Origin of the sequence: Mesorhizobium sp. M0491, from assembly GCF_040321265.1 — a bacterium.
Lineage (GTDB): Bacteria > Pseudomonadota > Alphaproteobacteria > Rhizobiales > Rhizobiaceae > Mesorhizobium.
In genome coordinates, this window is sequence record NZ_JAMYRE010000026.1 from 1 (window position 1) to 24,531 (window position 24,531).

23 protein-coding genes and 1 tRNA gene are annotated in these 24,531 nt (G+C 63.6%); 19 read left to right on the top strand and 5 right to left on the bottom strand.

Annotated elements, in window-relative coordinates:
• Positions 1–242 precede the first annotated feature (242 nt).
• A complete protein-coding gene (locus NKI69_RS27725; RefSeq protein WP_352722963.1) occupies positions 243–1,664 on the bottom strand; it encodes a coniferyl aldehyde dehydrogenase in 1,422 nt (473 codons plus the stop codon).
• Between the two features lie 380 nt (positions 1,665–2,044).
• Between NKI69_RS27725 and NKI69_RS27730 the strand changes: the two genes are divergently transcribed.
• A complete protein-coding gene (locus NKI69_RS27730; RefSeq protein WP_352722964.1) occupies positions 2,045–2,806 on the top strand; it encodes a sulfotransferase family protein in 762 nt (253 codons plus the stop codon).
• A complete protein-coding gene (gene recQ, locus NKI69_RS27735; protein ID WP_127294236.1) occupies positions 2,806–4,647 on the top strand; it encodes a DNA helicase RecQ in 1,842 nt (613 codons plus the stop codon). Before NKI69_RS27730 ends, recQ begins: the two co-directional genes overlap by 1 nt.
• 260 nt (positions 4,648–4,907) lie before the next feature.
• Here the strand turns inward: recQ and NKI69_RS27740 are convergent, their stop codons facing one another.
• Positions 4,908–5,804 carry a LysR family transcriptional regulator gene (locus NKI69_RS27740; RefSeq protein WP_352722965.1) on the bottom strand — a complete coding sequence of 299 codons (897 nt, stop codon included), beginning with the start codon at positions 5,802–5,804 and terminating at the stop codon, positions 4,908–4,910.
• Positions 5,805–6,081: 277 nt separating this feature from the next.
• Between NKI69_RS27740 and NKI69_RS27745 the strand changes: the two genes are divergently transcribed.
• Positions 6,082–6,816 (top strand): SDR family NAD(P)-dependent oxidoreductase, encoded by a 735-nt coding sequence (locus NKI69_RS27745; protein WP_352722966.1) that lies wholly within the window; start codon positions 6,082–6,084, stop codon positions 6,814–6,816.
• A gap of 74 nt (positions 6,817–6,890) precedes the next feature.
• Complete coding sequence (locus NKI69_RS27750; RefSeq protein WP_128304050.1) at positions 6,891–7,490, top strand: NADPH-dependent F420 reductase; 600 nt, start codon at positions 6,891–6,893, stop codon at positions 7,488–7,490.
• Positions 7,491–8,155: 665 nt separating this feature from the next.
• Here the strand turns inward: NKI69_RS27750 and NKI69_RS27755 are convergent.
• Positions 8,156–8,245, bottom strand: a tRNA-Ser gene (locus tag NKI69_RS27755).
• Positions 8,246–8,655: 410 nt separating this feature from the next.
• Between NKI69_RS27755 and NKI69_RS27760 the strand changes: the two genes are divergently transcribed.
• The 4 genes from NKI69_RS27760 (at position 8,656) to NKI69_RS27775 (ending at position 10,963) form a co-directional block, all read left to right on the top strand.
• Positions 8,656–9,336 (top strand): 50S ribosomal protein L21, encoded by a 681-nt coding sequence (locus tag NKI69_RS27760; RefSeq protein WP_352441000.1) that lies wholly within the window; start codon positions 8,656–8,658, stop codon positions 9,334–9,336.
• Between the two features lie 97 nt (positions 9,337–9,433).
• Complete coding sequence (gene rpmA / locus NKI69_RS27765) at positions 9,434–9,703, top strand: 50S ribosomal protein L27 (RefSeq protein ID WP_013529063.1); 270 nt, start codon at positions 9,434–9,436, stop codon at positions 9,701–9,703.
• A gap of 120 nt (positions 9,704–9,823) precedes the next feature.
• A complete protein-coding gene (locus NKI69_RS27770) occupies positions 9,824–10,411 on the top strand; it encodes a GNAT family N-acetyltransferase (protein ID WP_023811776.1) in 588 nt (195 codons plus the stop codon).
• Positions 10,412–10,432: 21 nt separating this feature from the next.
• Entirely contained in the window at positions 10,433–10,963 is a 531-nt protein-coding gene (locus NKI69_RS27775) for a GNAT family N-acetyltransferase (RefSeq protein ID WP_352611366.1), read from the top strand.
• 7 nt (positions 10,964–10,970) lie between these two features.
• Here the strand turns inward: NKI69_RS27775 and NKI69_RS27780 are convergent, their stop codons facing one another.
• A complete protein-coding gene (locus NKI69_RS27780) occupies positions 10,971–11,840 on the bottom strand; it encodes an endonuclease/exonuclease/phosphatase family protein (protein WP_352722967.1) in 870 nt (289 codons plus the stop codon).
• A 134-nt stretch (positions 11,841–11,974) separates the two neighbouring features.
• Between NKI69_RS27780 and obgE the strand changes: the two genes are divergently transcribed.
• The 5 genes from obgE (at position 11,975) to NKI69_RS27805 (ending at position 17,660) form a co-directional block, all read left to right on the top strand.
• On the top strand, positions 11,975–13,006 hold the full coding sequence (gene obgE, locus NKI69_RS27785; RefSeq protein ID WP_352611367.1) for a GTPase ObgE: 1,032 nt from the start codon (positions 11,975–11,977) through the stop codon (positions 13,004–13,006).
• Positions 13,007–13,009: 3 nt separating this feature from the next.
• Positions 13,010–14,182 carry a glutamate 5-kinase gene (gene proB, locus NKI69_RS27790; RefSeq protein ID WP_023811780.1) on the top strand — a complete coding sequence of 391 codons (1,173 nt, stop codon included), beginning with the start codon at positions 13,010–13,012 and terminating at the stop codon, positions 14,180–14,182.
• Positions 14,183–14,184: 2 nt separating this feature from the next.
• The gene (locus NKI69_RS27795) at positions 14,185–15,471 is read left to right on the top strand and encodes a glutamate-5-semialdehyde dehydrogenase (RefSeq protein WP_352440998.1); all 1,287 of its coding nucleotides are present in this window, start codon (positions 14,185–14,187) and stop codon (positions 15,469–15,471) included.
• A gap of 204 nt (positions 15,472–15,675) precedes the next feature.
• A complete protein-coding gene (locus NKI69_RS27800) occupies positions 15,676–16,308 on the top strand; it encodes a nicotinate-nucleotide adenylyltransferase (protein WP_352440997.1) in 633 nt (210 codons plus the stop codon).
• Positions 16,309–16,376: 68 nt separating this feature from the next.
• Positions 16,377–17,660, top strand: a complete 1,284-nt coding sequence (locus NKI69_RS27805; protein WP_352440996.1) for an MFS transporter — start codon at positions 16,377–16,379, stop codon at positions 17,658–17,660.
• 9 nt (positions 17,661–17,669) lie between these two features.
• Here NKI69_RS27805 and NKI69_RS27810 read toward each other — a convergent pair whose 3' ends face one another.
• Positions 17,670–18,521, bottom strand: coding sequence for a mechanosensitive ion channel family protein (locus NKI69_RS27810; RefSeq protein ID WP_352440995.1), 852 nt, complete (start codon positions 18,519–18,521; stop codon positions 17,670–17,672).
• 242 nt (positions 18,522–18,763) lie between these two features.
• Here NKI69_RS27810 and rsfS point away from each other — a divergent pair, with 242 nt between their 5' ends.
• From rsfS to NKI69_RS27840, 6 genes are all read left to right on the top strand, one after another.
• Positions 18,764–19,141: a ribosome silencing factor gene (gene rsfS / locus NKI69_RS27815; RefSeq protein ID WP_013529073.1), complete on the top strand. Its 378-nt coding sequence runs from the start codon at positions 18,764–18,766 to the stop codon at positions 19,139–19,141.
• Positions 19,142–19,168: 27 nt separating this feature from the next.
• Positions 19,169–19,651: a 23S rRNA (pseudouridine(1915)-N(3))-methyltransferase RlmH gene (gene rlmH / locus NKI69_RS27820; RefSeq protein ID WP_023811784.1), complete on the top strand. Its 483-nt coding sequence runs from the start codon at positions 19,169–19,171 to the stop codon at positions 19,649–19,651.
• A gap of 124 nt (positions 19,652–19,775) precedes the next feature.
• A complete protein-coding gene (locus tag NKI69_RS27825) occupies positions 19,776–21,113 on the top strand; it encodes a murein hydrolase activator EnvC family protein (protein ID WP_023811785.1) in 1,338 nt (445 codons plus the stop codon).
• Positions 21,114–22,445, top strand: a complete 1,332-nt coding sequence (locus tag NKI69_RS27830; RefSeq protein ID WP_023811786.1) for a S41 family peptidase — start codon at positions 21,114–21,116, stop codon at positions 22,443–22,445.
• 212 nt (positions 22,446–22,657) lie between these two features.
• A complete protein-coding gene (locus NKI69_RS27835; RefSeq protein WP_023811787.1) occupies positions 22,658–23,836 on the top strand; it encodes a divergent polysaccharide deacetylase family protein in 1,179 nt (392 codons plus the stop codon).
• Between the two features lie 156 nt (positions 23,837–23,992).
• The gene (locus tag NKI69_RS27840; protein WP_023811788.1) at positions 23,993–24,508 is read left to right on the top strand and encodes an RNA pyrophosphohydrolase; all 516 of its coding nucleotides are present in this window, start codon (positions 23,993–23,995) and stop codon (positions 24,506–24,508) included.
• Positions 24,509–24,531: the final 23 nt, after the last annotated feature.

The window sequence follows — 24,531 nt, forward strand, 5'->3', positions numbered from 1 at the left end:
CTCGTCGAAACAATCGAGGCAGCCGAATGCAAGAACTACTTCGAAAACGCAGGCTACGCTTCCGTCAAAATATGAAACGCTCTAGCCAGGGAAGACCCGCACCTCAAAAGAGGCGCGGGTTGTTGCCTGGGCGCTTGTGGCGCCGCGGTACTCAAGACATGACCGCAGGATGCGAACCTGCCGCATGATGGTGAACATAGGCTTAACGCGCCGGGTGTTCGTGATGGCGGTGACTGCGTCGGTCAGGTGATATGCCGGAGCAGGCTGAAGAGCCGCTCGAACGTCTTGCCGTAGGGCGGGCGCAACAAGGCTCCCGCGCTCAGCCGGGACTGCAGGAAAACCGGCTTCTCCTTGCTGAAGGTGCGAAAGCCCCATTCGCCGTGATAGGCGCCCACGCCGCTGGCGCCGACGCCGCCGAAAGGCTGGTTCTCCTGCACCAGATGCAGCATGCAGTCGTTGATGGTGACGCCGCCGGCGACGGTCTCATGCAGGATGCGTTGACGGTTGCCGCTGTCGCGCCCGAACCAGTAGAGCGCCAGCGGCCGGTCCGCCCCGTTCACATGGGCTATCGCCTCGTCGATCCCGGCATATTCGACGATGGGCAGTACCGGCCCAAAAATCTCCTCGCGCATCAGCCGCAGGTTTGCGCCGGCGTTGCGGACCAGGGTCGGCGGCAATTTCCGGTTTGTCGCGCCGAATGCCTCGCCGGCCGGGTTGATTTCGGTGACATCGGCGCCGGCATTACGCGCCTCGGTGATCATGTCGCGCAGGCGCTGGTGGTGCCGCTCGCTGATGATGGCGGTATAATCGGGGTTGTCGCGCAGGGTTGGGTAGAGCTTCGTGATCGCCGTTGCGAGCTTGGCAGCGACCGTGCCTGCCTGTCCCTTCGGCACCAGCAGATAATCCGGCGCGATGCAGGTCTGCCCGGCATTCAACAGCTTGCCATAGGCAATGCTGGATACCGCCGCGTCGAGATCGCATGACGGATCGAAGATTGCCGGCGACTTGCCGCCGAGTTCGAGCGTGACCGGGGTCAGGTTGGCGGCCGCGGCGATCGCGACCTGGCGTCCGACCGCGGTCGAGCCGGTGAACAGCAAATGATCGAAAGGCATCGACACGAAGGCCTTTCCCATCTCCGCGTCGCCGCTGATGACGCTGAGCTCATCGGGTGCGAAATGCTCGGCAACGAGTTTGGCCAGCAGCGCTGAAAATGCCGGCGTCAATTCGGAAGGTTTTATAAGCACGCGATTGCCGGCCGCGAGTGCCGCCGTGACCGGCGCGACGGCGAGCTGGAAAGGATAATTCCAGGGCGACACGATGCCGACGACGCCGAGCGGCTGCGGGACGAGGCGATTTCGGCCGGGCAGGAACGGCATGGTGGTGACAACGCGGCGTTCGCGCATCCAGCCCCTGAGGTGCGACAGCGCGTGGCGGATACCGGCGCGCACGACGAACAGTTCCGCAAGACGCGTCTCATGCGCGGAACGGCCGCCAAAGTCGGTGTCGATGGCGGTGCAGATGTCGGCTTCATGCCGCTCGGTCAACGCCAACAGGCGTTTCAGGCGATCCTTGCGGATGCCAAAGTTGGGGAAAGGCTGCGTCTCGAAGGCAGCACGCTGCAACCGAAACCGCTCGCCGAGAGCATCCTGAATGGCCTGCAGCATCGCGCCCTCCCTGACTTGTCGGGCCGAGCTTACATCGTGGTGCGTGGCGGAATCCAGCGGGGGTGCAGGTCTCGCAAGGGAAGGTGCTGCGGCGAGCCTTGGATCAATCGGTCAGCTTCCGCGTTCGCGCCGCAGGCTTTCCTTGTGCCGGCTTGTTCTGGTTGTGGTCCGGTGTCAGCTGCGCTAAGGCAAGGTGCCCATGCGGAGAGTCGTTTTGACCGGTTTCCACATCCTCTCCAATCCACGAAATTGCAGCCCGGTGTCTGCCTGATGCAGGCATCGGCGATGAGCATCTTGGCCGTGGCCCGCAGGCGGCGCGTTTCGTCCCGGGTGGCCCTGATGCAAGATCGGGTTGCCGCATTGCGCCAGCGGAATTGCGGATGAAGGGCGCGCGCAGGCTTGAGGCTGCGTTTGGAGCGGCCGCGCGAAGGGTTATGCGGGAGTTTCTGCGATTCGTGCCGCTGTCTCTGAAACAGCGCATGCAAAGACGCACATACGCACGCGCAACGCCCGCCAACAGAATTTTCATTTCGGGCTGCGCGCGCAGCGGGACGACGCTGACACAGCGGCTGATGAGGTGTTTCGGGGATATTTTCGTCCATCCGCCCGAAGCGCGATACACAATGCTGGACATGCTGGATCGGCCGGAATCGAACCTCGTCGTCAAGCGCGATGCGCGCGGTTTTGCGCATCTGGCGAAGCTACCTCCCTCCATCAGCTTGATCTATTGTGTGCGCCATCCATTCGACACGCTGACAAGTTCGCATCCGCAAACACGCCACGAGCGTCGGTTCCACGTCACGCCGCATCGCTGGCTGGCCGAATACGACGCGCTGACCCGGCTGAAGAAGGCACAACCGCACCGGCAGATACTCTTTGTCCGCTACGAAGACATGATCGGCGCGCCCGATGCGCAGCAGGACAGAATCGCGCAGTCGTTCGGACTGACACCGCGCATTCGTTTCAGCGAGGATCCGGACAATCCGATCCGGGTGGCTTCGTTGAGAAAATGGGAACGGAATGAAGAATTCAGGACCTATCTCGACGGTCTGCCCCCGGCATTTCTCGTCGGCGTCCGGCGTTTCTGCGCCGAGTTCGGCTATGACATGCCAATAAGCACGCCGACCGTGGACGCGCGGTGATGCAGGCACCGGCGGCCGTCGCGACAGAAGAGCGAGATCCCAAGCGGCGCGTGCTGAAAGACGTGTTCGGCTTCGATGATTTTCGCCCCGGCCAGGCCGATGTCATGGACGCGCTGCTGGCTGGGCGTCATGTGCTGGCCGTCATGCCGACAGGTGCGGGCAAATCGCTCTGCTACCAAGTGCCGGCACTGGTCCTGGGTGGGCTCACCATTGTCGTTTCGCCGCTGGTGGCGCTGATGCAGGATCAGGTCGCCGCCTTGCGGCTTGCCGGCGTGGCGGCCGACACGATCAATTCCTCGATCGACCGCGATGCCAATATCGCCGCATGGCGTCGCGTCGCCTCAGGCCAGACGCGCCTGCTCTATCTCGCGCCGGAGCGGCTGATGACCGAGCGGATGCTCGAGGCGCTGGCCAGGCTCGATGTCAGCCTGATCGCCGTCGACGAGGCGCATTGCATCTCGCAATGGGGGCCGGCGTTCCGGCGCGAATACGAGGACCTGTCGCGTCTGCGCGGCATCTTTCCCAATGTGCCGATCATCGCGCTGACGGCAACGGCGGACGAAGGCACGCGCACGGACATCGAATCTCGGCTGTTTGCCGAGCGCGTCGAGACCCTGGTGCTGGGCTTCGACCGGCCGAACATCAAGCTTGCCATCGAGGCCAAGCAGGACAGCAAGCGGCAATTGCTGCGCTTCGTCGAGCGCCATCCCGGCCGCAGCGGCATCGTCTACTGCCTGTCGCGCAAGAAGACGGAGGAGATGGCGGCCTTCCTCGAGAAGAACGGCGTGACCGCGCTCGCCTATCATGCCGGCATGAGCAAGGAGGCGCGAGACGCCAACCAGAACAGCTTCATGACTCTTTCAGGCGTCGTCATGGTGGCGACCATCGCTTTCGGCATGGGTATTGACAAGCCTGATGTCGCCTATGTCTTCCACACCGACATGCCGGGCAGCCTGGAGGCCTACTACCAGGAGATCGGCCGCGCCGGCCGCGATGGGCGGGACGCCGAGGCGCATATGCTGTTCGGCCTTGGCGATATCCGCATGCGCCGGATGTTCATCGACGACGAGGATGCGCCGCCCGAGCACAAGAGGCGCTCGCATGGCCGGCTCGACACGCTGATCGGCTATTGCGAGACGGCGCAGTGCCGCCGCCAGGTGCTGCTCGGCTATTTCGGCGAAGAAGCGCAGCCTTGCGGCAATTGCGACACCTGCCTCGACCAGGCGCCGCGCGCCGATGGCGGAGCGGAGGCGCGGATCATCCTGGCAGCCATCGCCCAGAGTGGCGAACGCTTCGGTGCCGGCCATGTCATCGACATTCTGCTCGGCCATGAAACCGAGAAGGTGCTGGCCAGGAACCACCAGAGACTTGCCAGCTTCGGCAGCGGGCTGGCGCATAAGAAGGATTTTTGGCTGTCGCTGATCCGGCAACTCGTCGCCGGCGGGTTCCTGATCCCGGATCCGGCCGGCCATGGCGGGCTCGCCATCGCCGAAAAGGGCCAGGCGCTTGGCCGTGGCGAGGTGCCGTTCCATTATCGTGTCGAGGTACGCAGCCGCGCCTTGCGCGGCAAGACGCGCTCCGGGCAGGATTTCGGGCAATCGGATGTGGACACCGGGCTGCTGGCCGCGCTGAAGACCTTGCGACTGCGGCTCGCCAAGGAGCGCCAGGTGCCGGCCTATGTGGTGTTTTCCGATCGCACCCTGATCGACATGGCAGAGCGCCGCCCAAACGACCTCGACGCCTTCGCTGAAGTGAATGGGGTTGGGGCGGCAAAGCTGAAGGAGTTCGGCCAGGTTTTTCTGAGTGCGATTGCCGAGCACCAATCCGATGGTTCGGCCTGAGGTCAGATCAGCGACTGGTCACGCGCCCTGAAGCATAGGGATCTTCGGAGAAGGCATCCGTTCCGAAACCTCCTGTTCCGTCGCCGCCCATTCCTCCACCGCCCATGCCCCCGCCGAGACCGATCAGTTCAATGTTCTCTGGCCGGCCAGTCGACAGATCAGGCCCAGACTGAGGCGTTCATCGACTTCATGGCTGAGCATCTGCAACCGCAATAGGTGCCGCTATCCGCCTATCCACCGCAGCGTCGACCCGCCGGGCGTCAGTCGCGCGATATGGACAGTCCCGTGAAAAGCGGAGCGTAGGCGGCGAGCCTGCGGGATACGAACTCCGTGAAGAGCCGCACGCGCTTCGTCTTGCGTGTCTCCCCCTGTGTGAGAAGCCAGAGCGTTCCGTACATGTGCAGGTCGGTGCCCGGCACCCTCACCAGCAGGGGGTCGGCATCTCCGACGAAGCACGGCAGTGTCGTGATCCCGAGACCTTGCCGTACGGCAACGATCTGCGCCTCGGCGTCCGTGGTCCTGAATGGAACCCCCGCGGTGCGAACCTCACCCGCGCCGGCCCACTCTGGAATTCCATGAACGCTTATGACGATCCACCGGATGGGATCAGGCGCGCCCGCACGCCACGCGGCCAGGCGATCGCGGGACATGTAGACGCCGCCGAACACCTCCGGTCCCTTCAGGCCGTGAAGATTGAGCGGCAGGGTTTTGCGGTCGTAGACGACGCGGATCGCGACGTCGGCCTCTCGGTTGGTCAGATTTGCCAGCTCGCCGGACGACAGGATTTCCATCTCGATGTCCGGGTGCAGACGCGCGAAATCGGCGAAGTCCGGCATGAGCAGGTGTGTCGCGAGGGGAGGTGCCAGCGTCACCCGCAGAAGCCCGCGCACACCCTGGTCGCGCCCGAAGACGCGCGTCTCCAGCTGGTGCGACGACGCTTCCATCTGGTTCGCGAGATCGAGGACCTCCTCGCCCGCAGCCGTCAGGCGGTAGCCCGAAGGCAGCTTTTCGAACATGTGCGCTCCGAGGCGTTCCTCGAGCTGGGCGACGCGTCGCAGCACGGTCGAGTGATTCACCCCGAGCTGCGCGCCGGCAGCCCGCACCGAGCCTCCGCGCGCGACGGCAAGAAAGTAGCGAATGTCATCCCAGTCGATCATGGTGCAATCCGGCACCGCGCGGTGCGCCTTCCAAAGCCCGTATCTAACGCATGCTACAGCAGTACGGGCGGGACATCATAGCTTATGTCGACAGGGGCGGCGCAATTCCGAATGGCGGACACGGATCGTCACGGCTGGCGTCAGTTCCTGAAAGCGGATCGATTTTGCACCACCGATGTGCGCGCTTCCGCACTCACGGCGTGACTCTGACGGGCCCATCTAGAGGTTCTCGGGGCTTACCCGAACGACCAAAGACAGAGCCTGGAAGGATTGAGTTATGGGAAAACTAGACGGTAAGGTTGCGGTTATTACGGGTGGCGCCACCGGCATCGGCCGCGCCGCAGCGAAGCGCTTCATCGAGGAGGGCGCCTTCGTCTTCATCTTCGGCCGCCGGCAGGAAGCGCTAGATGCCGCCGTGGCCGACCTCGGGCCTAATGCCCGCGCGGTGAAAGGCTCGGTTTCCAACGAGGCCGACCTCGACCGGCTCTACGTAGCGGTGAAGGCCGAGCGCGGAACCCTCGACATCGTCTTCGCCAATGCCGGGGCGGGAGGCCTGCTTCCGCTCGGCGAGATCACCGCCGAGCACATTGACGAAACCTTCGACACCAATGTGAAGGGTACGATCTTCACGGTCCAGAAGGCGCTGCCGCTGATGGGCGAGGGCGGTTCGATCATCCTGACCGGATCGAGCGCCGGCACCACGGGCGCCCCCGCATTCAGCGTCTACAGCGCGAGCAAGGCGGCCGTGCGCAATCTTGCGCGGAGCTGGGCGGAGGACCTGAAGGGCACCGGCATCCGGGTAAACGTGCTGTCGCCCGGGCCGACAGCGACCGAACTCGCGAAGGCAGCGATAGGGGAGGAGGGCTTGAAGGCCTTTGCCTCGATGAACCCGCTCCAGCGCATGGCCGATCCGGCTGAGATTGGAGCGGCGGCTGCCTTTCTCGCGTCATCGGACAGCAGCTTCATGACCGCCAGTGAGGTAGCCGTCGACGGCGGCTTGGCGCAAATCTGACGCCCTGCGCCCGGCCGGTCACTCCATTCGATATTTTGAGCCCGCAGGGCGTGGTAAACTGAAGGAGAATATACATGAGCTATGCAATTATTGGCTTCGGCAAGATCGGCCACGCTCTTGCCAAGGCGTTTGCCCGCAACGGCATCGAAGTGTCCGTGGCAACCACGCGCGACCCGGAAAGCTTTGCAGCCGATGCGGCCGCGATCGGACCCACGATTATCCCGAAAACGCTGGCGGAAGCGATCAAGGCGGACATCGTCTTTCTGGCGGTTCGTTTCGAGTCGCACCCAGATGTTGCGAAGGCTCTGTCAAGCTGGGAAGGCAAGACGATCATCGACGCGACGAACGTGTTTCCAGTCCCTGAAGAGCTGGACGGTCTGCCGTCCTCCGCTTTCGTCGCAAAGGCGTTCACCGGCGCCAAGTTGGTCAAAGGCTTCAATCACCTGATCGCGGCCACTTTGGCTGCCGATCCGATCGTGGAGGGCGGGCACCGGGTCGTCTTCCTGTCGAGCGACGACGAGGACGCGATCGCTCCCGTGGCGGCCTTAGCCAAACAACTCGGGTTCGCACCGGTCAAGCTGGGGAAGCTCAACGAGGGTGGCGCACTGGTGCACGCACGCGGCCGCACTTGGGGCCAGCTGATCTTCCAGGACCTGTTCAAGAAGGAGCAGTAACGGATTTATCGTGCACCGACAGAGTGGCCGGTGTTCGACGCCGGCCACATCGTCAGCAACGAGCCGAGCCGCAAAGTGACATGCTTGAAAGCGGCTTACATTTGCCTGGGATCCTTCGGCCGACATGTGCCGGCCACCCATGAATCGTAATTGCAATAGCTGACGTCCCAGCCGGCATCGCGTCTTTTGGAAGTTACCTCACGACCGCCCGGGCGGATGGGTCCGAAGCCACCCCAACTGCCATCCGAGCCTTTGCAATTTCCCATGACGCGATAATTGCAGTTGTTTACGACGAAGTTGCCGTCCATCGACACGCATGCCGATGCGACAGTGGAAAGACTGAAGAAGGCCGTGCCGACGACTGTGACGGCGAGAGAGGCTTTGCGCATAGTGGTCTCCTAACTGGCTGGGCGAACCAACCATTACGAGATCTTGGGCCGGCCACTTCCCCCATTTGGGCCAAACCGGCTGGCAAATTCACAGCGACATGGCTGCGCTTGCGGACAGAAAACCATGTGCGGAGAGCCGAATGGGCCTGCCCATCGCCGAAGCTTTACGCCTCCGCAAAGGCCAGAGTGTCCCGGCTCGGGCGGCTTTGTCCTGTTGGCTGCGCGATATGCGGCAGGCGGCTAGCAGCCCAGGAGATGTCAGGTTCTTGGGCTAAATGGCGGAGAGGGAGGGATTCGAACCCCCGATGGGCTTGCACCCATGCCGCATTTCGAGTGCGGTGCATTCGACCACTCTGCCACCTCTCCGCGGTCATGGTCGGCCGTTGCCGGCGCGGCGCACTAGATAACGGCTGAACGGGCAGGTTACAAGGCCAATCCGTCAGTTATTTGGCTTGCTTGGCAAGCGGCGGATTCACGGCTGGTGGGGTACAGCGAGACCCGAGGCAGATTGCCGACCAGTCACCCATCCTCAGCCCAGGCGGGGGGCAACGCCGTGGGCATGTCGGCACAGCCGGTCCGTGCCCGCCAATGACAATCTCGGAAACGGCGCGGCTGGTTTGCCTTGACTCGCCCCCAACCTTCGGTTAGGGACAGCGCGCAATCGGCGTGGAGGGTTCTTCCGCGCCGCTTGTTTTTTGAACCCGCAGACTGACAAAAAGACGGCTGAACTGCCAGAGGCGGTTCATCAAGGCCGACCGAACAGCGAAAGGCAAAAAATGTTCGCAGTCATTAAAACGGGTGGCAAGCAGTATCGCGTTGCCGCCAACGATCTCCTGAAGATCGAAAAAGTTGAAGCCAATGTCGGCGATATGGTCGAAATCGGCCACGTTCTGGCGCATGGCGAAGGCGAGAATGTCACGTTTGGCGCGCCGTTCGTCGACGGCGCGGTGGTCACCGCCGAAGTCGTCGAACAGGGCAAGAACCGCACCGTCATCGCCTTCAAGAAGCGCCGCCGGCAGAATTCGCGCCGCAAGATCGGCCATCGCCAGCTTTTGACCACCGTGCGGATCTCCGAGATCCTGCTGGGTGGCGCCAAGCCGACCAAGACGGCAGCGGCCAAGGCGCCGAAGAAGGTGAAGGCCGAGGCCGCCACCGAGGTGCAGGCGGAAGCCGCGCCGAAGAAGGAGCCCAAGGCCAAGGCAGCCGAGACAAAGGCAGCCGAGACCGCCGCAGCGCCACTGTTCAAGGCACCGAAGGGTGAGCCGGACGATCTGACCGTGATCAAGGGCATCGGCCCGGTCGCAGCCAAGGATCTTAACGAGCAGGGCATCATCACCTTCGCCCAGCTTGCCAAGCTGACCGAGAAGGATGTCGCCAAGATCGACGAGCACATGCCCTTCAGCGCCGACCAGATCAAGGACTGGCGCGAGCAGGCCAAGGAATTGGCTGCGAAGTAATTTTCTGGCGATTGGGTCGCCGGATCGGACTTGAAACGGAACGCGAACGCGTTCATAAGGCCTTTTAGGCGCCTTGCGGCGCAACGGAGTTAGTTAGATGGCACACAAGAAAGCTGGCGGCTCGTCGCGCAACGGTCGCGACTCGCATTCCAAGCGTCTGGGCGTGAAGAAGTTCGGCGGCGAAGCCGTCATCCCGGGCAACATCATCATTCGTCAACGCGGCACCACGTGGCATCCCGGCGTCAATGTCGGCATGGGCACGGACCATACGCTTTTTGCGCTCGAGACCGGCGCCGTGACGTTCAACAAAAAAGCCAACGGCCGAACCTACGTATCGGTCAACCCGATTGCCAAAGCCGCGGAGTAGCCGGTTCCGCACTAGAACACCGGCGCCCATCTCGGGAACCGGTGTCTGGCAAAGCCAGGAAAAGGATCAGGGGAGATGGGTTTCCATCTCCCCTTTTTCTTGTGCCTGGAGGACTTTCAAATGGTTGCCGAAGCGGAAGACTCAGAAGACGGAAGTTACGCGATAGACTGCCCGGTGCTGGTCACCGAGCGGCTGGTGATGCGGGCGCCCCATGAAGGCGATGTCGCGCAACTGGTCGAACTTGCCGACAACCGTCATGTCGCCGAAATGCTGGCACGCATGCCGCACCCCTATGGCGAGGCCGAGGCGCGCTCCTTCCTCGCCATGACCAGGTCGCGCCGGGCCGGCATCGCCTACGCCCTGACGCTGGCCGGAACCGACACGTTCGTCGGCTGTGCCGGTCTCAACACCACCGAACGCGGGCTGGAACTCGGCTACTGGATCGGCGAGCCTTACTGGAAGAAGGGCTATGCGACGGAAGCAGCGCATGCGCTGGTCGATCTCGCCTTCCAGAGGACGTCGATCCAGGTTCTGCAGGCCTCGACGCGGGTCATCAATCCGGCCTCCAGGCGGGTGATCCACAAATGCGGTTTCCAATATGCCGGCCAGGGCATGCTGAACTCGATCGTTGCCGGCCAGGTTCCCGTCGAGCGCTACCGGCTCGATCGCAAGACCTGGACCAGCCTGCGGAACTGGGTACATTTTTGATGTGTGACGACGGTCAAGCCAATGGTCGACAGCAGCGATATTGAAACGGTCGCGATCGCGCCGATGACGCCCGGGGATATCGAAAGCTTTCATCGCGCGCTCGATGTCGTCGCGCGTGAGCGAAAGTACCTGTCCTTCCTAGAGGCGCCACCGCTGGATCAAGTCAGAAGTTTCGCAATGGACCGTATCGGGAGAGGCGATCCGGGGTTCGTGGCCGTTGTTCGTGGCGAGGTCGTCGGCTGGTGCGACATCTCACGCCACGATCGGCTCATCCATGCGCATCGCGGCTCCCTCGGAATGGGGATCATTCCTTCCTATCGGGAGCGTGGCCTGGGACTGCGGCTCATCAATGCGACCTTGGCACAGGCGCGCAAGACCGGCTTTATCCGCGTCGAGCTTTCCGTGCATTCCGACAATGCTCGCGCCATCTCTCTTTACGACAAGGTCGGGTTTGTCAGGGAGGGCGTGCAGCGCGACGCCGTCCATATCGACGGGGAATACCGCGATACGATCATGATGGCGATCGTCAAACGTGAAAACACTGCCGGATGAAAGGCCATCAGCCCAGTTCGACCCACACCGGCAGGTGGTCCGAACCGTCAGCTTTCCGGTCGACCCACAGGCGCTGCAGGGATCTGGCAAGCGAAGCGCTTGTGAAGATATAGTCGATGCGCTTGTGGCGGCTGGGGTCGGTGGGTTGTTTCGGGTCGACCCAGCTGATGAGATCGTCGCCGGTGGCGTTCAGGCGCAAGGCGGCATCGACGGCAAAGTCGGCGGTCAGCGGCATGCCGAATTCATGGTCCGGCCGGCCGGCGAGTTCGACATATTCGGGTGAACTGGCCAGCATGTTGAAATCGCCCATGCCGACAAAGGCTTCGGGATGCGGCAGTTCCGGCAGGCCGATCTCGGCGACGCCGGACAGCGCGCCGCCTTCGAGCGCGTAGTTCAGCATGCGTTGGCGCAAGAACTGGATCTGGCTGGCGCGTTCGACGGGGCTGCGGTGATCGAGATGGATGGAATAGAAGCGGATGAAACCAAGCGGCGTCTCGATCAGCGCTTCCAGCGCGCCACGCTGGAAGTTCATCATCTCGAAGCTGCGGCTGCGCGGCAAAAGCAGGTTGCGCGACAGATGAATAGGCGTTTTCGACAGCACCATGTTGCCGAGCTGGAAGGTTTTCGTGATGGCGCGGCCATTGTCGATGTGCGAACCGATATTGGCCTCGAAATTGCTGCCATAGACGGCGAAGTAGTCGGGCAGCGCCTCGCCGATCTCGGCGACCATGTCGCGGCCGCTATTCCTGGGATTGTTGCGGGTCACCTCCTGCAAAGCGATCACGTCGGCGCCGCGCACGGCATCAGCGATGCGCCCGACATCGTATTGCCCGTCGAGGCCGATGCCGTACTGGATGTTGTAAGTTACAAGCTTCATTCCGGCATCTCTCCGGCCGATCCCACGCGGCCATTGTCACAAAACGGCCTCGCCCTTCGCCGCGCCTTGGTTTAGAGCAAGGGCCAAGGTTTAGAGCAATGCCGCAAGGCCACTAGTAGAAACTGTACAATCCCATGAAATTTCTCGATCAAGCCAAGGTCTACATCCGCTCCGGCGACGGTGGCGCCGGTTCGGTGTCGTTCCGGCGCGAAAAGTTCATCGAGTTCGGCGGGCCGGATGGCGGTGATGGCGGCCGTGGCGGCGATGTCTGGCTGGAGGCGGTCGACGGGTTGAACACGCTCATAGACTACCGCTACCAGCAGCATTTCAAGGCCAAGACCGGCGTCCACGGCATGGGCCGCAACATGACCGGTGCCAAGGGCGCCGATGTCACGCTGAAGGTGCCGGCGGGAACGCAGGTGTTCGAAGAGGACAACGAGACGCTGATCTGCGATCTGACCGTGGTCGGCCAGCGCTTTCTGCTGGCCAAGGGCGGAAATGGCGGTTTCGGCAACCAACATTTCAAGACCTCGACCAACCAGGCGCCGCGCCGCGCCAATCCCGGCCTGCCGGGGCAGGAGCTCAACATCTGGCTGCGGCTGAAGCTGATCGCCGATGCCGGGCTGGTCGGGCTGCCCAATGCCGGCAAGTCGACATTCCTGGCGGCGGTCACCGCGGCCAAGCCGAAGATCGCCGACTATCCGTTCACGACGCTGCATCCCGGCCTCGGCGTCGCCCGGATCGACGCGCGCGAGTTCGTCATCGCCGACATTCCGGGTCTCATCGAAGGCGCGCATGAGGGCGTCGGCATTGGCGATCGCTTTCTTGGCCATGTCGAGCGCACGCGCGTGCTGCTGCATCTGGTTTCGGCGCAGGAGGAAAATCCGGGCAAAGCCTACAAGACCGTGCGCGCGGAACTTGAGGCCTATGGCAACGGCCTGACCGACAAGGTCGAGATTGTGGCACTTTCCCAGGTCGACACGCTCGACGCCGATGCGCGCAAGAAGAAAGTCGCCTCGCTGAAGCGTGCCGCCGGCCGAGCACCGATGCTGTTGTCGGCGGTCACCGGCGAAGGCGTCGAGGCGGTGCTGCGGGCGCTGATGTCGGTGGTGGGCGAGGCGCGTGCGCGGACGGCTACCCCGGTCGAGACGCGCTGGGACAAGTAGGCCATGCAGTCGCTGAAAAAATATCGGCGCATCACCGTCAAGATCGGCTCGGCGCTGCTCGTCGACCGAACGTCAGGCCTGAAGCGCGACTGGCTGGCCTCGCTTGCCGACGATATTGCGGTGCTTGCGCAGGGCGGCGCTGAAATCCTCGTCGTCTCCTCCGGCGCCATCGCGCTTGGCCGCACCATCCTTGGCCTCGGCAAGCGAGCCCTGAAACTGGAGGAGAGCCAGGCGGCGGCAGCCGTGGGACAGATCGCATTGGCCGGCGCCTGGTCGGACGCGCTCGGCAAGGGCAGCCTGAAATCGGGCCAGATCCTGCTGACGCTCGGCGACACCGAGGAGCGCCGCCGTTATCTCAATGCGCGGGCGACGATCTCGACACTCTTGAAGATGAAGGCAGTGCCGGTCATCAACGAGAACGACACGGTGGCGACTTCCGAAATCCGCTACGGCGACAATGACCGGCTGGCGGCTCGCGTCGCCACCATGATGGGCGCCGACCTCCTGGTGCTGCTCTCAGACATCGACGGGCTCTATACGGCGCCGCCGGCGCGTGACCCCCATGCCAAATTCATTCCGGTGGTCGACCGGATCACGCCCGATATCGAGGCGATGGCGGGTGCGGCCGCTTCCGAACTGTCGCGCGGCGGCATGCGCACGAAGCTCGATGCCGGCAAGATCGCCACCGCCGCCGGCACCGCGATGATCATCACGTCGGGCACGCGGCTGTCGCCGCTGATGGCGATCGAACGCGGCGAACGCGCCACCTTCTTCCGGCCGAGTTCCAATCCGGTCAAGGGTTACAAGACCTGGATCGCCGGCCAACTCGAACCGGCCGGCCGGCTGACAGTCGATGCCGGCGCCATCGGCGCGCTGCTGTCGGGCAAGTCGCTGCTGCCGGCCGGCGTCAAGCTGGTCAGCGGCAATTTCTCGCGCGGCGACACGGTGGCGATCCTGTCGCCCGAGGGCCGCGAGATCGCGCGCGGGCTGGTTGCCTACGATGCAGCCGATGCCGTAAGGATCGCGGGCCTGAAGACGGCCGAGATCGAAACCGTGCTCGGCTACGAGGCGCGTTCGGCGATGATCCACCGCGACGACCTTGTGGTGAGTCATTCTGGTGCCCAAGTAGGGGCTAGCGACCAAGTACTGGCCGGTGGCGCCATAAGCGGAGGATGAGCATGCTGAAGCAGCATGAAAAATCCGGAGAAGACACAGTGGCGCTGATGGCCGATATCGGCCGCCGCGCCCGCGCTGCCGCCCGACCGTTGGCCATTGCCACCACCGCCGCCAAGAATGCTGCACTTGCCGCCATGGCCGAGGCGATCGTCGCCAGGCAGCAAGACATTCTCGACGCCAACGCCATCGATGTCTCGAACGGCCAGGAATCCGGGCTTTCCGCCTCCTTCATGGACCGGCTGAAGCTCGATCCGGCGCGCATTCGCGCCATGGCCGACGGCATCAGGGAGATCGCCGAATTGCGCGACCCGGTTGGCGACGTGATCGCACAATGGGATCGGCCGAACGGTCTGCATATCGAGCGCGTGCGCACGCCGCTCGGCGTCGTCGGCGTCATCTATGAGAGCCGCCCGAACGTCACCGCCGATGCCGGCGCGCTGTGCCTCAAGGCCGGCAATCCGGTAATCCTGCGCGGCGGCTCGGATTCGCTCAATTCCTCGGCCGCCATCCACGCCTGCCTGGTCGAAGGGCTGAAGGAAGCCGGCCTGCCGGAGGACGCCATCCAACTGGTGCCGATCACCGACCGCGCCGCCGTCGGCGAGATGCTGAAAGGCTTGGGCGGTATGCTCGACGTCATCATTCCGCGCGGTGGCAAAAGCCTCGTCGGGCGGGTGCAGGCCGAGGCACGGGTGCCGGTCTTCGCGCATCTCGAAGGCATCTGCCATCTCTACATCGACCGTTCGGCCGAGCTCCAAATGGCGGTGCGGATCGCCGTTAACGCCAAGATGCGGCGCACCGGCGTCTGCGGTGCCGCAGAGACGCTGCTGGTCGACCGCGCGGTCGCCTCCACGCATCTGGTGCCGATCCTCAACGCACTGCGCGCGGCCGGCTGCGAGATCCATGCCGATGCCGAGGTGCTGAAAGTGTTTTTCGACGCCAGGCCGGCGACCGATGCCGACTGGGTGACTGAATATCTCGATGCCATCATCGCGGTGAAGCTGGTCGACGGTATCAAGGGTGCGATCGATCACATCGAGACGTTTTCCTCGCATCACACCGAGGCGATCGTCGCCGAGGATGCGCAAGCGGTCGAAAAATTCTTCAACGAGATCGATTCGGCGATCCTGCTGCACAACGCATCGACGCAGTTCGCCGACGGCGGCGAGTTCGGCATGGGCGCCGAGATCGGCATCGCCACCGGCAAGATGCATGCGCGCGGACCGGTGGGCGTCGAGCAACTGACGTCGTTCAAATACCGCGTGCGCGGGTCTGGACAGGTGAGGCCTTGACGTATTTCGCCCAAAGGGCCTGAAGCTTGCGCCCAGCCACCCCCCTCTGTCCTGCCGGACATCTCCCCCGCAAGGGGGGAGATTGGCTGGCATTTCGGGTTTCGCCGATCTCCAACGCGGCAAGATTTACGCCTTCGCCGAAACTGCTGATCTCCCCCCTTGCGGGGGAGATGGCCGGCAGGGCAGAGGGGGGTGCCTAGCGCGATGCTATCCCCTTCCCACCCCCCCGTTCCCTCCCATTATCTCAAAATGCCGCATGCCGAGAAAGGCCTCGCCGTCGGCCTGTTCGGCGGCTCGTTCAATCCGCCGCATGCCGGCCACGCGCTGGTCGCCGAGATTGCACTGCGGCGCCTGGCGCTCGACCAGCTGTGGTGGATGGTGACGCCGGGCAATCCGCTGAAGAACACCAGGGAGTTGGCGCCGCTGGGCGAGCGGCTGCAGCTGTCCGAGCAGATCGCCAAGAACCCGAAGATCAAGGTCACCGCCTTCGAGGCGGCGCATCACGTCCGCTACACCGCCGACACGCTGGCGCTGGTCAAGGCGCGCAATCCCGGTGTCGACTTCGTCTGGATCATGGGTGCGGATAGTTTGCGCGATTTTCACCGCTGGCAGCGCTGGCGCGAGATCGTCATGACCTTCCCGATCGCCGTCATCGACCGCCCTGGCGCGACGCTGTCGTTCCTGTCCTCGGTCGTCGCCAAGACCTTCGACTATGCCCGCATCGACGAGGGCGATGCGCCGCGGCTTGCCCGCATGAAGGCACCGGCCTGGACCTTCATCCACGGCCCGCGCTCGTCGCTGTCATCGAGCGCGATCCGCAAGCTGGCGAAGGGGTGAGCCCGACCGCCCGGCCATGTCGCTTTTATCGCTCCCTTTGCCCGTTTCATGGGCAATCCTGAGCAGGCATGTCGATTCCCAGGAAAACCCGCAGCGAAGCCGAGCAGGGCGCCGAGCCCACGCCGCTGATCGCGATTGCCAGCGTCATCGTGTCGATGGCACTGATTGCCGTCGGCAACGGGCTGATGTTTGCCTATATCCCGGTTCGGCTCGGCGCCGAGGGTTTCGATCCGACCTGGGCCGGGCTGATCATCACCGGACTTTCGGCCGGCGGGCTGGCGGGCTGCATCCTGACCGGACCGCTGGTGCGAAGGGTCGGCCATGCCCGTGCCTTCATGGTGTTGTCGGCGCTGATTGCGCTGGCCAACGCCGCGGTCGGCGCCGGGGTCCATCCGCTGCTGTGGATAGCCGCCCGCGCGCTCTACGGCTTTGCCATCTGCGGCCTGTTCATCGTCGCGCAGAGCTGGCTCAACGATGCCGTTGCCAACGCCATCCGCGGCCGGGTGATGGCTTTCTTCTACGTTGCCTATGTCGCCGGGCTCGGCGTCGGCTACGCGACGCTGGCGCTGGTCGATATCAGGACAGCGGATGCGCCGCTGATCGGCATCGTCTTCACCGCGCTATCGATCCTCCCTGTCGGGATGACCAAACTTGCCCAGCCGCCGGCACCGCAGGCGGCCTCGGTGGCGCTGCGCCGTGCCTGGCGGGTTTCACCGGTCGGCGTCGCCGGCATGCTTGCGGTCGGCGGCCTGTCGATGTCGATTGCGGGCTTCGCGCCGATCCACGCCACGGCCAAGGGCTACAGCCAGGCCGATGTGGCGCTGCTGCTTTCGGCCATGCCTCTCGGCACGCTGATCCTGCAGATCCCGCTTGGCTGGATTTCCGACCGAACCGACCGCCGCTATGTGCTGATCGCCGCATCCGCGCTCGCCATGGTTGCCGGCCTGTTTGCGCTCGGGTTCGATGGCGGCGCGTTGGCCGCGTTGGTTGTGATCTATATCGTGTGGGACGGCGCCTCGGAATCGATCTATTCGCTGGCCAGCGCACATGCCGCCGACCGCGCCGGCAAGGACGACATGGTGGCGCTGTCCAGTTCGCTTTTGTTTGCCTGGTCGCTGTCGGGTTTCGTCGTGCCCGGCATCGTGACGGCGCTTTCAGCCGTCTTCGGAACGCAGGCTTTCATCTATGTGGCTGTTCTCATCGCCGCAGCCTTCTGCCTGTTCGTGCTTTTGCGCGTGTTCACGACGCGTGCGGTCCCGGTCGGTGAAACCGGCAGCTTCGCACCGATGACGGCGCAGGCGCCGTTGCCGGTCGAACTTGCCTTCGCACCGGACGATGAGGGCCGGCACTGAGCCAACCGACTATTGTCGACGGGCTTCCGGTTGGGGCGCTTCCGGCGGCGGCAGCGGGATCGATATGCCTTCGCTATCGAACTCCTGTTTGGCGCGCTTGGTGAGATCGGTCTGGGTGGCGAAGAAGTCCGCCGACGATGTCCAATAGCGCAGGGCAATCGAAACAGTGCTGTCGCCCAATGTCGAGACGAAAGCGATCGGTGCCGGCTCACGTTTCACTCGCCGTTCGGCCGCGGCAATGGCAAGCAAGGCTTTCTGCGCCCTGTCGATGTCGTTCCAGGAGCCGATGCTGAGTATGATGTCGCTGCGGCGTACGCCGTTGCGCGAAAAGTTGCGCACCGGCTGGTTCCACAGCGTCGAGTTCGGCGCCAATATGTAGACCCCGTCGGCCGTCCTGAGCTTGGTCGCGAACAGGCCGATCTCCTCGATCGTACCGGCGATCGAACCGACCTCGACGGATTCGCCGATGCGGAACGGCCGCAGCGCCAGAAGCATGATGCCGGCGGCGATGTTTTGCAGCGTGCCCTGCAACGCCAGGCCGATGGCGAGGCCAATGGCACCGATCGCGGCAATGATCGAGGCCGTCTGCACGCCGAACTGGCCGAGCACCATGATGGTGACGAGGATCAGGATGGCGTAGCGGACGATCTTCGAGAAGAAATGCCGCAACGTCGCGTCGAAACCATGGATATGGCCGAGACCAGCGAAGATCGAACGTTCGGCAAGACCGGCGACGATGTAGCCGACAATCAAGAGGATGACGGCACCGATGGCCGAGAAGGAGTACGAAACAATCAGCGTGCTCAGTTGGGCGAGGCCAGCCTGGACGCTGAGAAAAGCGTTTTGCGGGTCGATCGGCATGGGGGAAATCCGGTTGGTCGGTGAGCCGATAACCCATGCGGGCGGTGAGGGTTCCGATCTTTTCCGGCGTGCGGCGGAACCACAAGAGCGACAATACGTTCGTGCGAGGCAGGGTCCCGTCTTGAAACTGTCAGGGAACTCTGCCTATCTAAGTGGTGTCACCTGCTTCAAGGGGTGATTTGGTTGTTCTTGCTGCGAAAGGAAATACACTGAGAACAGCACTGCGGAAGAAGGCCGATATCATGCCTTCGCCGGCCAGGATCAGCGTAGACGACGCCGTGTCCCGCGCCATCAAGACAGTCCTTGCCAGTCTGGAAGACTCCAAGGCCGAAAACATTGTCTCCATCGACATCCAGGGGAAATCGAGCCTCGGCGACTACATGGTCGTCGCTTCGGGCCGATCGCACCGTCATGTCGCGGCTGTCGCCGATCATCTTCTCAAAGCGATCAAGGATGCCGGTCTCGGCACCGCGCGCGTCGAGGGGCTATCCGGCGCCGACTGGGTCCTGATCGATTCTGGCGACATCATCGTCCATGTCTTCCGCCCCGAAGTCCGCGAATTCTACAATCTCGAAAAGATGTGGCAGGCGCCGGACCTCGAGGAAGAAACGCTCCACTAAGTCGTTCGCGCGGCTTACAAGGCGAGGATGAAGATATCAGTTCATGCCGTGGGCCGGATGAAAGCCGGCCCCGAAAAGCTGCTGGCCGACCGCTATTTCGAGCGTTTCGCCAAGAGCGGCCCGGTAGTGGGGCTTGAATTTGGCGGCATTGCCGAGATTGCCGAGGGGCGCGGCCAGACCGCCAACGAGCGGCGGCGTGAGGAAGGCCAGAAACTGCAGACGCAGTTGCAGCCCGGAACCGCTTTGATCCTCCTTGACGAACGCGGCAAAAGCTTTTCCTCGGAAGATTTCGCCGGGCGCCTCGGCCTGTTGCGTGACGGTGGCCGCAAGGCGTTGGTCATCGCCATCGGCGGCGCCGACGGCCACGATCAGTCGCTGCGCGACCAGGCCGAACTAGTGATGTCGTTCGGATTGCTGACATGGCCGCATCAACTGGTGCGCGTGATGCTGGGAGAGCAGCTTTATCGTGTGGCCACCATCCTTTCGGGACATCCCTACCATCGCTCGTAAACCGGTGAATTGGTGCGACACACCCGGATTTCCGCCCCAATGCCGAGGCAAGATTGCATCGAGTGGGCGGTTTCGAACATGGTTGATTGTTCGTTAACGACGCCACGCATAGAGTCGGGCTTCAATGTCTGAAGACAGCAAATCAAGAACGGGCTCCTGGCGCGCGCGCTGCGGCATCGCGGCGGCGGTACTTGTGCTGTCGCTGCATGCGGGGCGGGCGGAAAACACGCTCGACATGGCTCCCGATCCGGATCAGAGCCGGGCCGAATATGAACGGGTCTCGAAGGAGATCACGCTGTCGTCGGAACGATTGGCCAAACTCTCCGCCGATATCGCGACGATCAAGAGGGATCACGCCTCGATCACCGCCGCATTGATCCAGTCGGCGATGACCGAGCAGAAGCTCGGCCAGGACATCGAGGACATCGGCGCCCGGCTGGAAGGATTGAAGGGCCAGGAACAGAAGATCCGCGCCTCGCTGATGGCGCGGCGCGACGTTTTGGCCGAAGTGCTGGGCGCGTTGCAGCGCATGGGCCTCAACCCGCCGCCGGCGATCCTGGTTAAGCCTGAGGACGCGCTGTCGTCGGTGCGCAGCGCCATCCTCCTCGGCGCGGTGGTGCCCGAACTGCGCCAACAGACCGATAGCCTGCTTGCCGATCTCAAGGAACAAACCAGGATTACGGCGTCGATCGAGGCCGAACGGGCGCGGCTGACGGCGGCGGTCGGCGACCAGACGGCGGAAAAGAAGCGGCTCGGCATGCTGCTGGAGGCCAAGCAGAAGCTCGAAGCCGACACGCAAACGCAAATGGCCGCGGAAAAGCAGCGATCCGAAGCGCTGGCGGCCAAGGCCGGCAGCCTGAAAGAGTTGATCGCCTCGCTCGAAGCGCAGGCCGACAAGAGCCGCAAGGCCGCCGATTCGGCCAAGGCCGCCGAGCAGAAGACGGCGGATGGCGACAACGCATCTGCGCCGGCGGAATTGGCGTCGCTGCCGGTGCCGGAAGGCAACCAACTTGCCGCCGCGGCACCCTTTTCAGCCTTGCAAGGACAGATCGCGCTGCCGGTGACCGGCCGCATCAAACGGCGATACGGCGCCGATGACGGTAACGGCGCGGTGATGCTTGGCGACATGGTTGCGACACAATCGGGAGCCATCGTCACCGCGCCGGCGGATGGAAATGTGCTTTATGCGGGGCCGTTTCGGTCTTATGGTCAACTCTTGATCCTGAACGCAGGCGACGGCTATCATGTCGTTTTGGCGGGGATGAGCAGAATCAGCGTCGCGACCGGTCAATCAGTGCTTGCAGGAGAGCCGATCGGTGCGATGGGAGAGGCCCGGGTGGCGAGCACCTCGGTTTCGAAGAATGGAAATGCCACGCCGGAACTCTATGTCGAGTTCCGCAAGGATGGAAAACCCGTCGATCCGGCCCCATGGTGGGCGGACCGTTTTTCTGGAAGGACGTGAATAATGCGGAAACTGTCGCTTCTGTTTGCCGGTGCGCTGATGGGCGCGTCCGCCATGAGCCTGGTCTATGGCGCACCCGGCTCGGCGGCGAACGCTGCAGGGTCGGAGACCTACAAGCAACTGGCGATCTTCGGCGATATCTTCGAGCGGGTGCGGGCACAGTATGTGACACCGCCCGACGACAAGTCGCTGGTCGAGAACGCCATCAACGGCATGCTGGCCTCGCTTGACCCGCACTCCTCCTACATGAATGCCGAGCAGGCGCAGGATATGCGCGTCCAGACCAAGGGCGAGTTTGGCGGCCTCGGCATCGAAGTCACCATGGAGAATGATCTGGTCAAGGTGATCACGCCGATCGACGACACGCCGGCCGCCAAGGCAGGCGTGCTGGCCGGCGACTACATTGCCAAGATCGATGGCGAAGAGGTTCGCGGCCTGACCCTCAACGATGCGGTCGACAAGATGCGCGGCCTGGTCAACACGCCGATCAAGCTTACCATCCTGCGCCAGGGCGCCGACAAGCCGATTGAACTGACGGTCGTACGCGACATCATCAAGGTCAAGGCGGTCAAGTTCCGGGTCGAGAACGACATCGGCTACATGAAGATCACCTCCTTCACCGAAAAGACCTATGACGACCTCGAGAACGCCATCGACACCATCAAGAAGCAGATTCCCGACGACAAGCTGAAGGGCTACGTTCTGGATCTCCGCCTCAATCCGGGTGGCCTGCTCGACCAGGCGGTGAGCGTGTCCGATGCCTTCCTCAACCGCGGCGAGATCGTTTCGACGCGTGGCCGCGACCCCAAGGACGTCACCCGCTTCGACGCCAAGCCCAAGCAGGTCGACGACATCAACGGCAAGCCGATGATCGTCCTGGTCAATGGCGGTTCGGCCAGTGCATCGGAAATCGTCGCCGGCGCGCTGCAGGATCTGCGCCGCGTCACGGTGGTCGGCACGCAGTCCTTCGGCAAGGGTTCGGTGCAGACCATCATTCCGCTCGGCGAGAATGGTGCGCTCAGGCTGACGACAGCGCTCTATTACACGCCGTCCGGCAAGTCGATCCAGGGCAAGGGCATCACGCCCGACATCAAGGTCGACCAGCCGCTGCCGCCGGAACTGCAGGGCAGGGACCTGACGCGCGGCGAATCCGACCTCAAGGGCCATATCAAGGGCGCCGATGAGAGCACGACCGGTTCGGGCTCGGCAGCTTATGTGCCGCCGGATCCGAAAGACGATCTGCAGCTCATCTATGCCGAGCAGCTGCTGCGCGGCCAGAAGACCGATCCGGCCTTCCCGCCCAATCCGCAAAAGGCGGTTCTCAACCAGTAAGGATCTGGAGCGGCCACGCGCCGCTCCATCTTTCTGTTTGAGCCTGATGGAAGCAATGCGATGCTGCCGGGACCGAAAGGTTCCGGCAGTTTGATTCGGGGGGGCGAGGCAATGCTCCCGAGACACGGCGCGGGGTGCGCCGGGATTGATGAATTCGCGCATGTCTTTTCGAAGCGGCTTCGCCTTCGGAGCCATGCGCCCGGGGATTAGGCTTGGCTGACATCGGCAAGGACATCGAACGCCCGCTCGGACAGGCAGTCCGGCCGCCGCGCGCCGCCCGCAAGCTCAGCGGCGGTGCGATCATGGCGACCGTGGCCGTGCTGGCGGTGGCAGGCGTCTCCGGCGCGATCGCGCTCAGGGAAAAGCCGTTTCGAAAGCCGCAAGAGGTTGCAGTTTCAACGCCGAAAGTGACCGCGGCGGCCGAACCTGCCCCTGCGCCGCCTGCATTGGCCCCGGCGGCACCGAAGCCGGAGGCGCCGGTCAAATCAGGCGGGCCGCAGATCATCCATGTGCAGACGGAGGAGGGCGATGGGCCGCCCAAGGCAGCGATCGTCATTCGCGATCCGTCGACCATCGGCCAGAACCTGAAGATCGCGCATATTCCCGACAAGGCGCTGATCGAGACCAGCGAGACTGGGCCGTTGCCGGTGCGCGCCACCGATGGCAGACGGCCGTTCGACGTCTATGCGCGGCCCTGGTCGGGCGGGCGCGGCGCACGGGTGGCGATCGTCATCGGCGGGCTTTCGGTTTCGCAGACCGGCACCCAGGCGGCCATCGCCAAGCTGCCGGCGGAAGTGACGCTGGCCTTCGCGCCGCAAGGCAACAGCATCGGCCGGTGGATGCAGGCAGCCAGGCAGAGCGGCCACGAGATCGTCATGCAGGTGCCGCTCGAACCGTTCGACTATCCGAAGGTAAATCCGGGCCGCAACACGCTGACGGTGGCGGCGAGCGCGGATGAGAACCTGAAAAGCCTGCACTGGGCACTGTCGCGGACGACCAACTATACCGGCGTCATGAACTATATGGGCGCCCGTTTTTCCGCCGACGCGGCGGCGATGGAGCCGTTCATCGCCGAGCTCGGCAAACGCGGCCTTGCCTATATCGATGACGGCTCGTCGGCGCGCAGCCTGGCGCCGGACCTGGCGCTGAAGGACGGCGTGCCCTTCGTCGCCGGCGACATGGCGATCGATGCCGTGCAGGATCGCGGCGAAATCCTGAAGAAGCTCGACAGTCTGGAGGCGACCGCGCGGGCCAAAGGCACCGCCGTCGGCATCGGTTCGGCCTTCGACCTGACGGTCGATACGGTGTCGTCCTGGGTGGTCGAGGCCAAGAAGCGCGGCATCGAGATCGTGCCGATTTCAGCGGTGGCCATTGACCCGCAAAAAGGCTAACAGCCGTCTTGATAATTCTACTCCGGCGGGCATCTGTCGACGTTTTCTGCGCTTCCGGTGCTCACGTACTTTAGGTACGCTCCGCTCCGGTTCTCGAAAACGCTCGCCACCTGCCTCACCGGAGCGAATTCTCAAAACGGCTGGACCCCATCACGCATGGCTAAAAAGATTGATCGCGAAACGCTGCCTTATCGTCCCTGTGTCGGGCTGATGATCCTCAATGCCGAGGGCCTTGTCTGGGTCGGGCACCGGATTGCCGAACCGGACAGCGAATTTGCCGGCACGACGCAGCTCTGGCAGATGCCGCAAGGCGGTATCGACAAGGGCGAGGAGCCGCTGCAGGCGGCCGAGCGCGAACTCTATGAGGAGACCGGCATGCGAGGCGTCTCGCTGCTGGCCGAGGCGCCGGACTGGATCAACTATGATTTGCCGGACCATCTCGTCGGCATCGCCTTCAAGGGCCGGTATCGCGGCCAGACGCAGAAATGGTTCGCCTTTCGCTTCCACGGCGACACCAGCGAGATCCAGATCAACCCGCCGCCGGGCGGCCACACCGCAGAGTTCGACGAATGGGCATGGCGGCCTATGCAGGATTTGCCCGACCTGATCGTGCCGTTCAAGCGCCATGTCTATGAGGATGTGGTGGCGGCGTTCCGGCATCTGGTGCAATAGCCGCTATACAACAACCGCGGTTG

Coding starts and splice junctions, on each gene's coding strand:
- NKI69_RS27770 (WP_023811776.1), top strand. CDS start 9,824: ATGGTTGCCGAAGCGGAAGACTCAGAAGACGGAAGTTACGCGATAGAC.
- NKI69_RS27745 (WP_352722966.1), top strand. CDS start 6,082: ATGGGAAAACTAGACGGTAAGGTTGCGGTTATTACGGGTGGCGCCACC.
- NKI69_RS27750 (WP_128304050.1), top strand. CDS start 6,891: ATGAGCTATGCAATTATTGGCTTCGGCAAGATCGGCCACGCTCTTGCC.
- NKI69_RS27805 (WP_352440996.1), top strand. CDS start 16,377: ATGTCGATTCCCAGGAAAACCCGCAGCGAAGCCGAGCAGGGCGCCGAG.
- obgE (WP_352611367.1), top strand. CDS start 11,975: ATGAAATTTCTCGATCAAGCCAAGGTCTACATCCGCTCCGGCGACGGT.
- rlmH (WP_023811784.1), top strand. CDS start 19,169: ATGAAGATATCAGTTCATGCCGTGGGCCGGATGAAAGCCGGCCCCGAA.
- rsfS (WP_013529073.1), top strand. CDS start 18,764: ATGCCTTCGCCGGCCAGGATCAGCGTAGACGACGCCGTGTCCCGCGCC.
- NKI69_RS27730 (WP_352722964.1), top strand. CDS start 2,045: ATGAAGGGCGCGCGCAGGCTTGAGGCTGCGTTTGGAGCGGCCGCGCGA.
- NKI69_RS27810 (WP_352440995.1), bottom strand. CDS start 18,521: ATGCCGATCGACCCGCAAAACGCTTTTCTCAGCGTCCAGGCTGGCCTC.
- proB (WP_023811780.1), top strand. CDS start 13,010: ATGCAGTCGCTGAAAAAATATCGGCGCATCACCGTCAAGATCGGCTCG.
- NKI69_RS27780 (WP_352722967.1), bottom strand. CDS start 11,840: ATGAAGCTTGTAACTTACAACATCCAGTACGGCATCGGCCTCGACGGG.
- NKI69_RS27795 (WP_352440998.1), top strand. CDS start 14,185: ATGCTGAAGCAGCATGAAAAATCCGGAGAAGACACAGTGGCGCTGATG.
- NKI69_RS27800 (WP_352440997.1), top strand. CDS start 15,676: ATGCTATCCCCTTCCCACCCCCCCGTTCCCTCCCATTATCTCAAAATG.
- NKI69_RS27825 (WP_023811785.1), top strand. CDS start 19,776: ATGTCTGAAGACAGCAAATCAAGAACGGGCTCCTGGCGCGCGCGCTGC.
- NKI69_RS27740 (WP_352722965.1), bottom strand. CDS start 5,804: ATGATCGACTGGGATGACATTCGCTACTTTCTTGCCGTCGCGCGCGGA.
- NKI69_RS27775 (WP_352611366.1), top strand. CDS start 10,433: ATGGTCGACAGCAGCGATATTGAAACGGTCGCGATCGCGCCGATGACG.
- rpmA (WP_013529063.1), top strand. CDS start 9,434: ATGGCACACAAGAAAGCTGGCGGCTCGTCGCGCAACGGTCGCGACTCG.
- NKI69_RS27760 (WP_352441000.1), top strand. CDS start 8,656: ATGTTCGCAGTCATTAAAACGGGTGGCAAGCAGTATCGCGTTGCCGCC.
- recQ (WP_127294236.1), top strand. CDS start 2,806: ATGCAGGCACCGGCGGCCGTCGCGACAGAAGAGCGAGATCCCAAGCGG.
- NKI69_RS27725 (WP_352722963.1), bottom strand. CDS start 1,664: ATGCTGCAGGCCATTCAGGATGCTCTCGGCGAGCGGTTTCGGTTGCAG.
- NKI69_RS27840 (WP_023811788.1), top strand. CDS start 23,993: ATGGCTAAAAAGATTGATCGCGAAACGCTGCCTTATCGTCCCTGTGTC.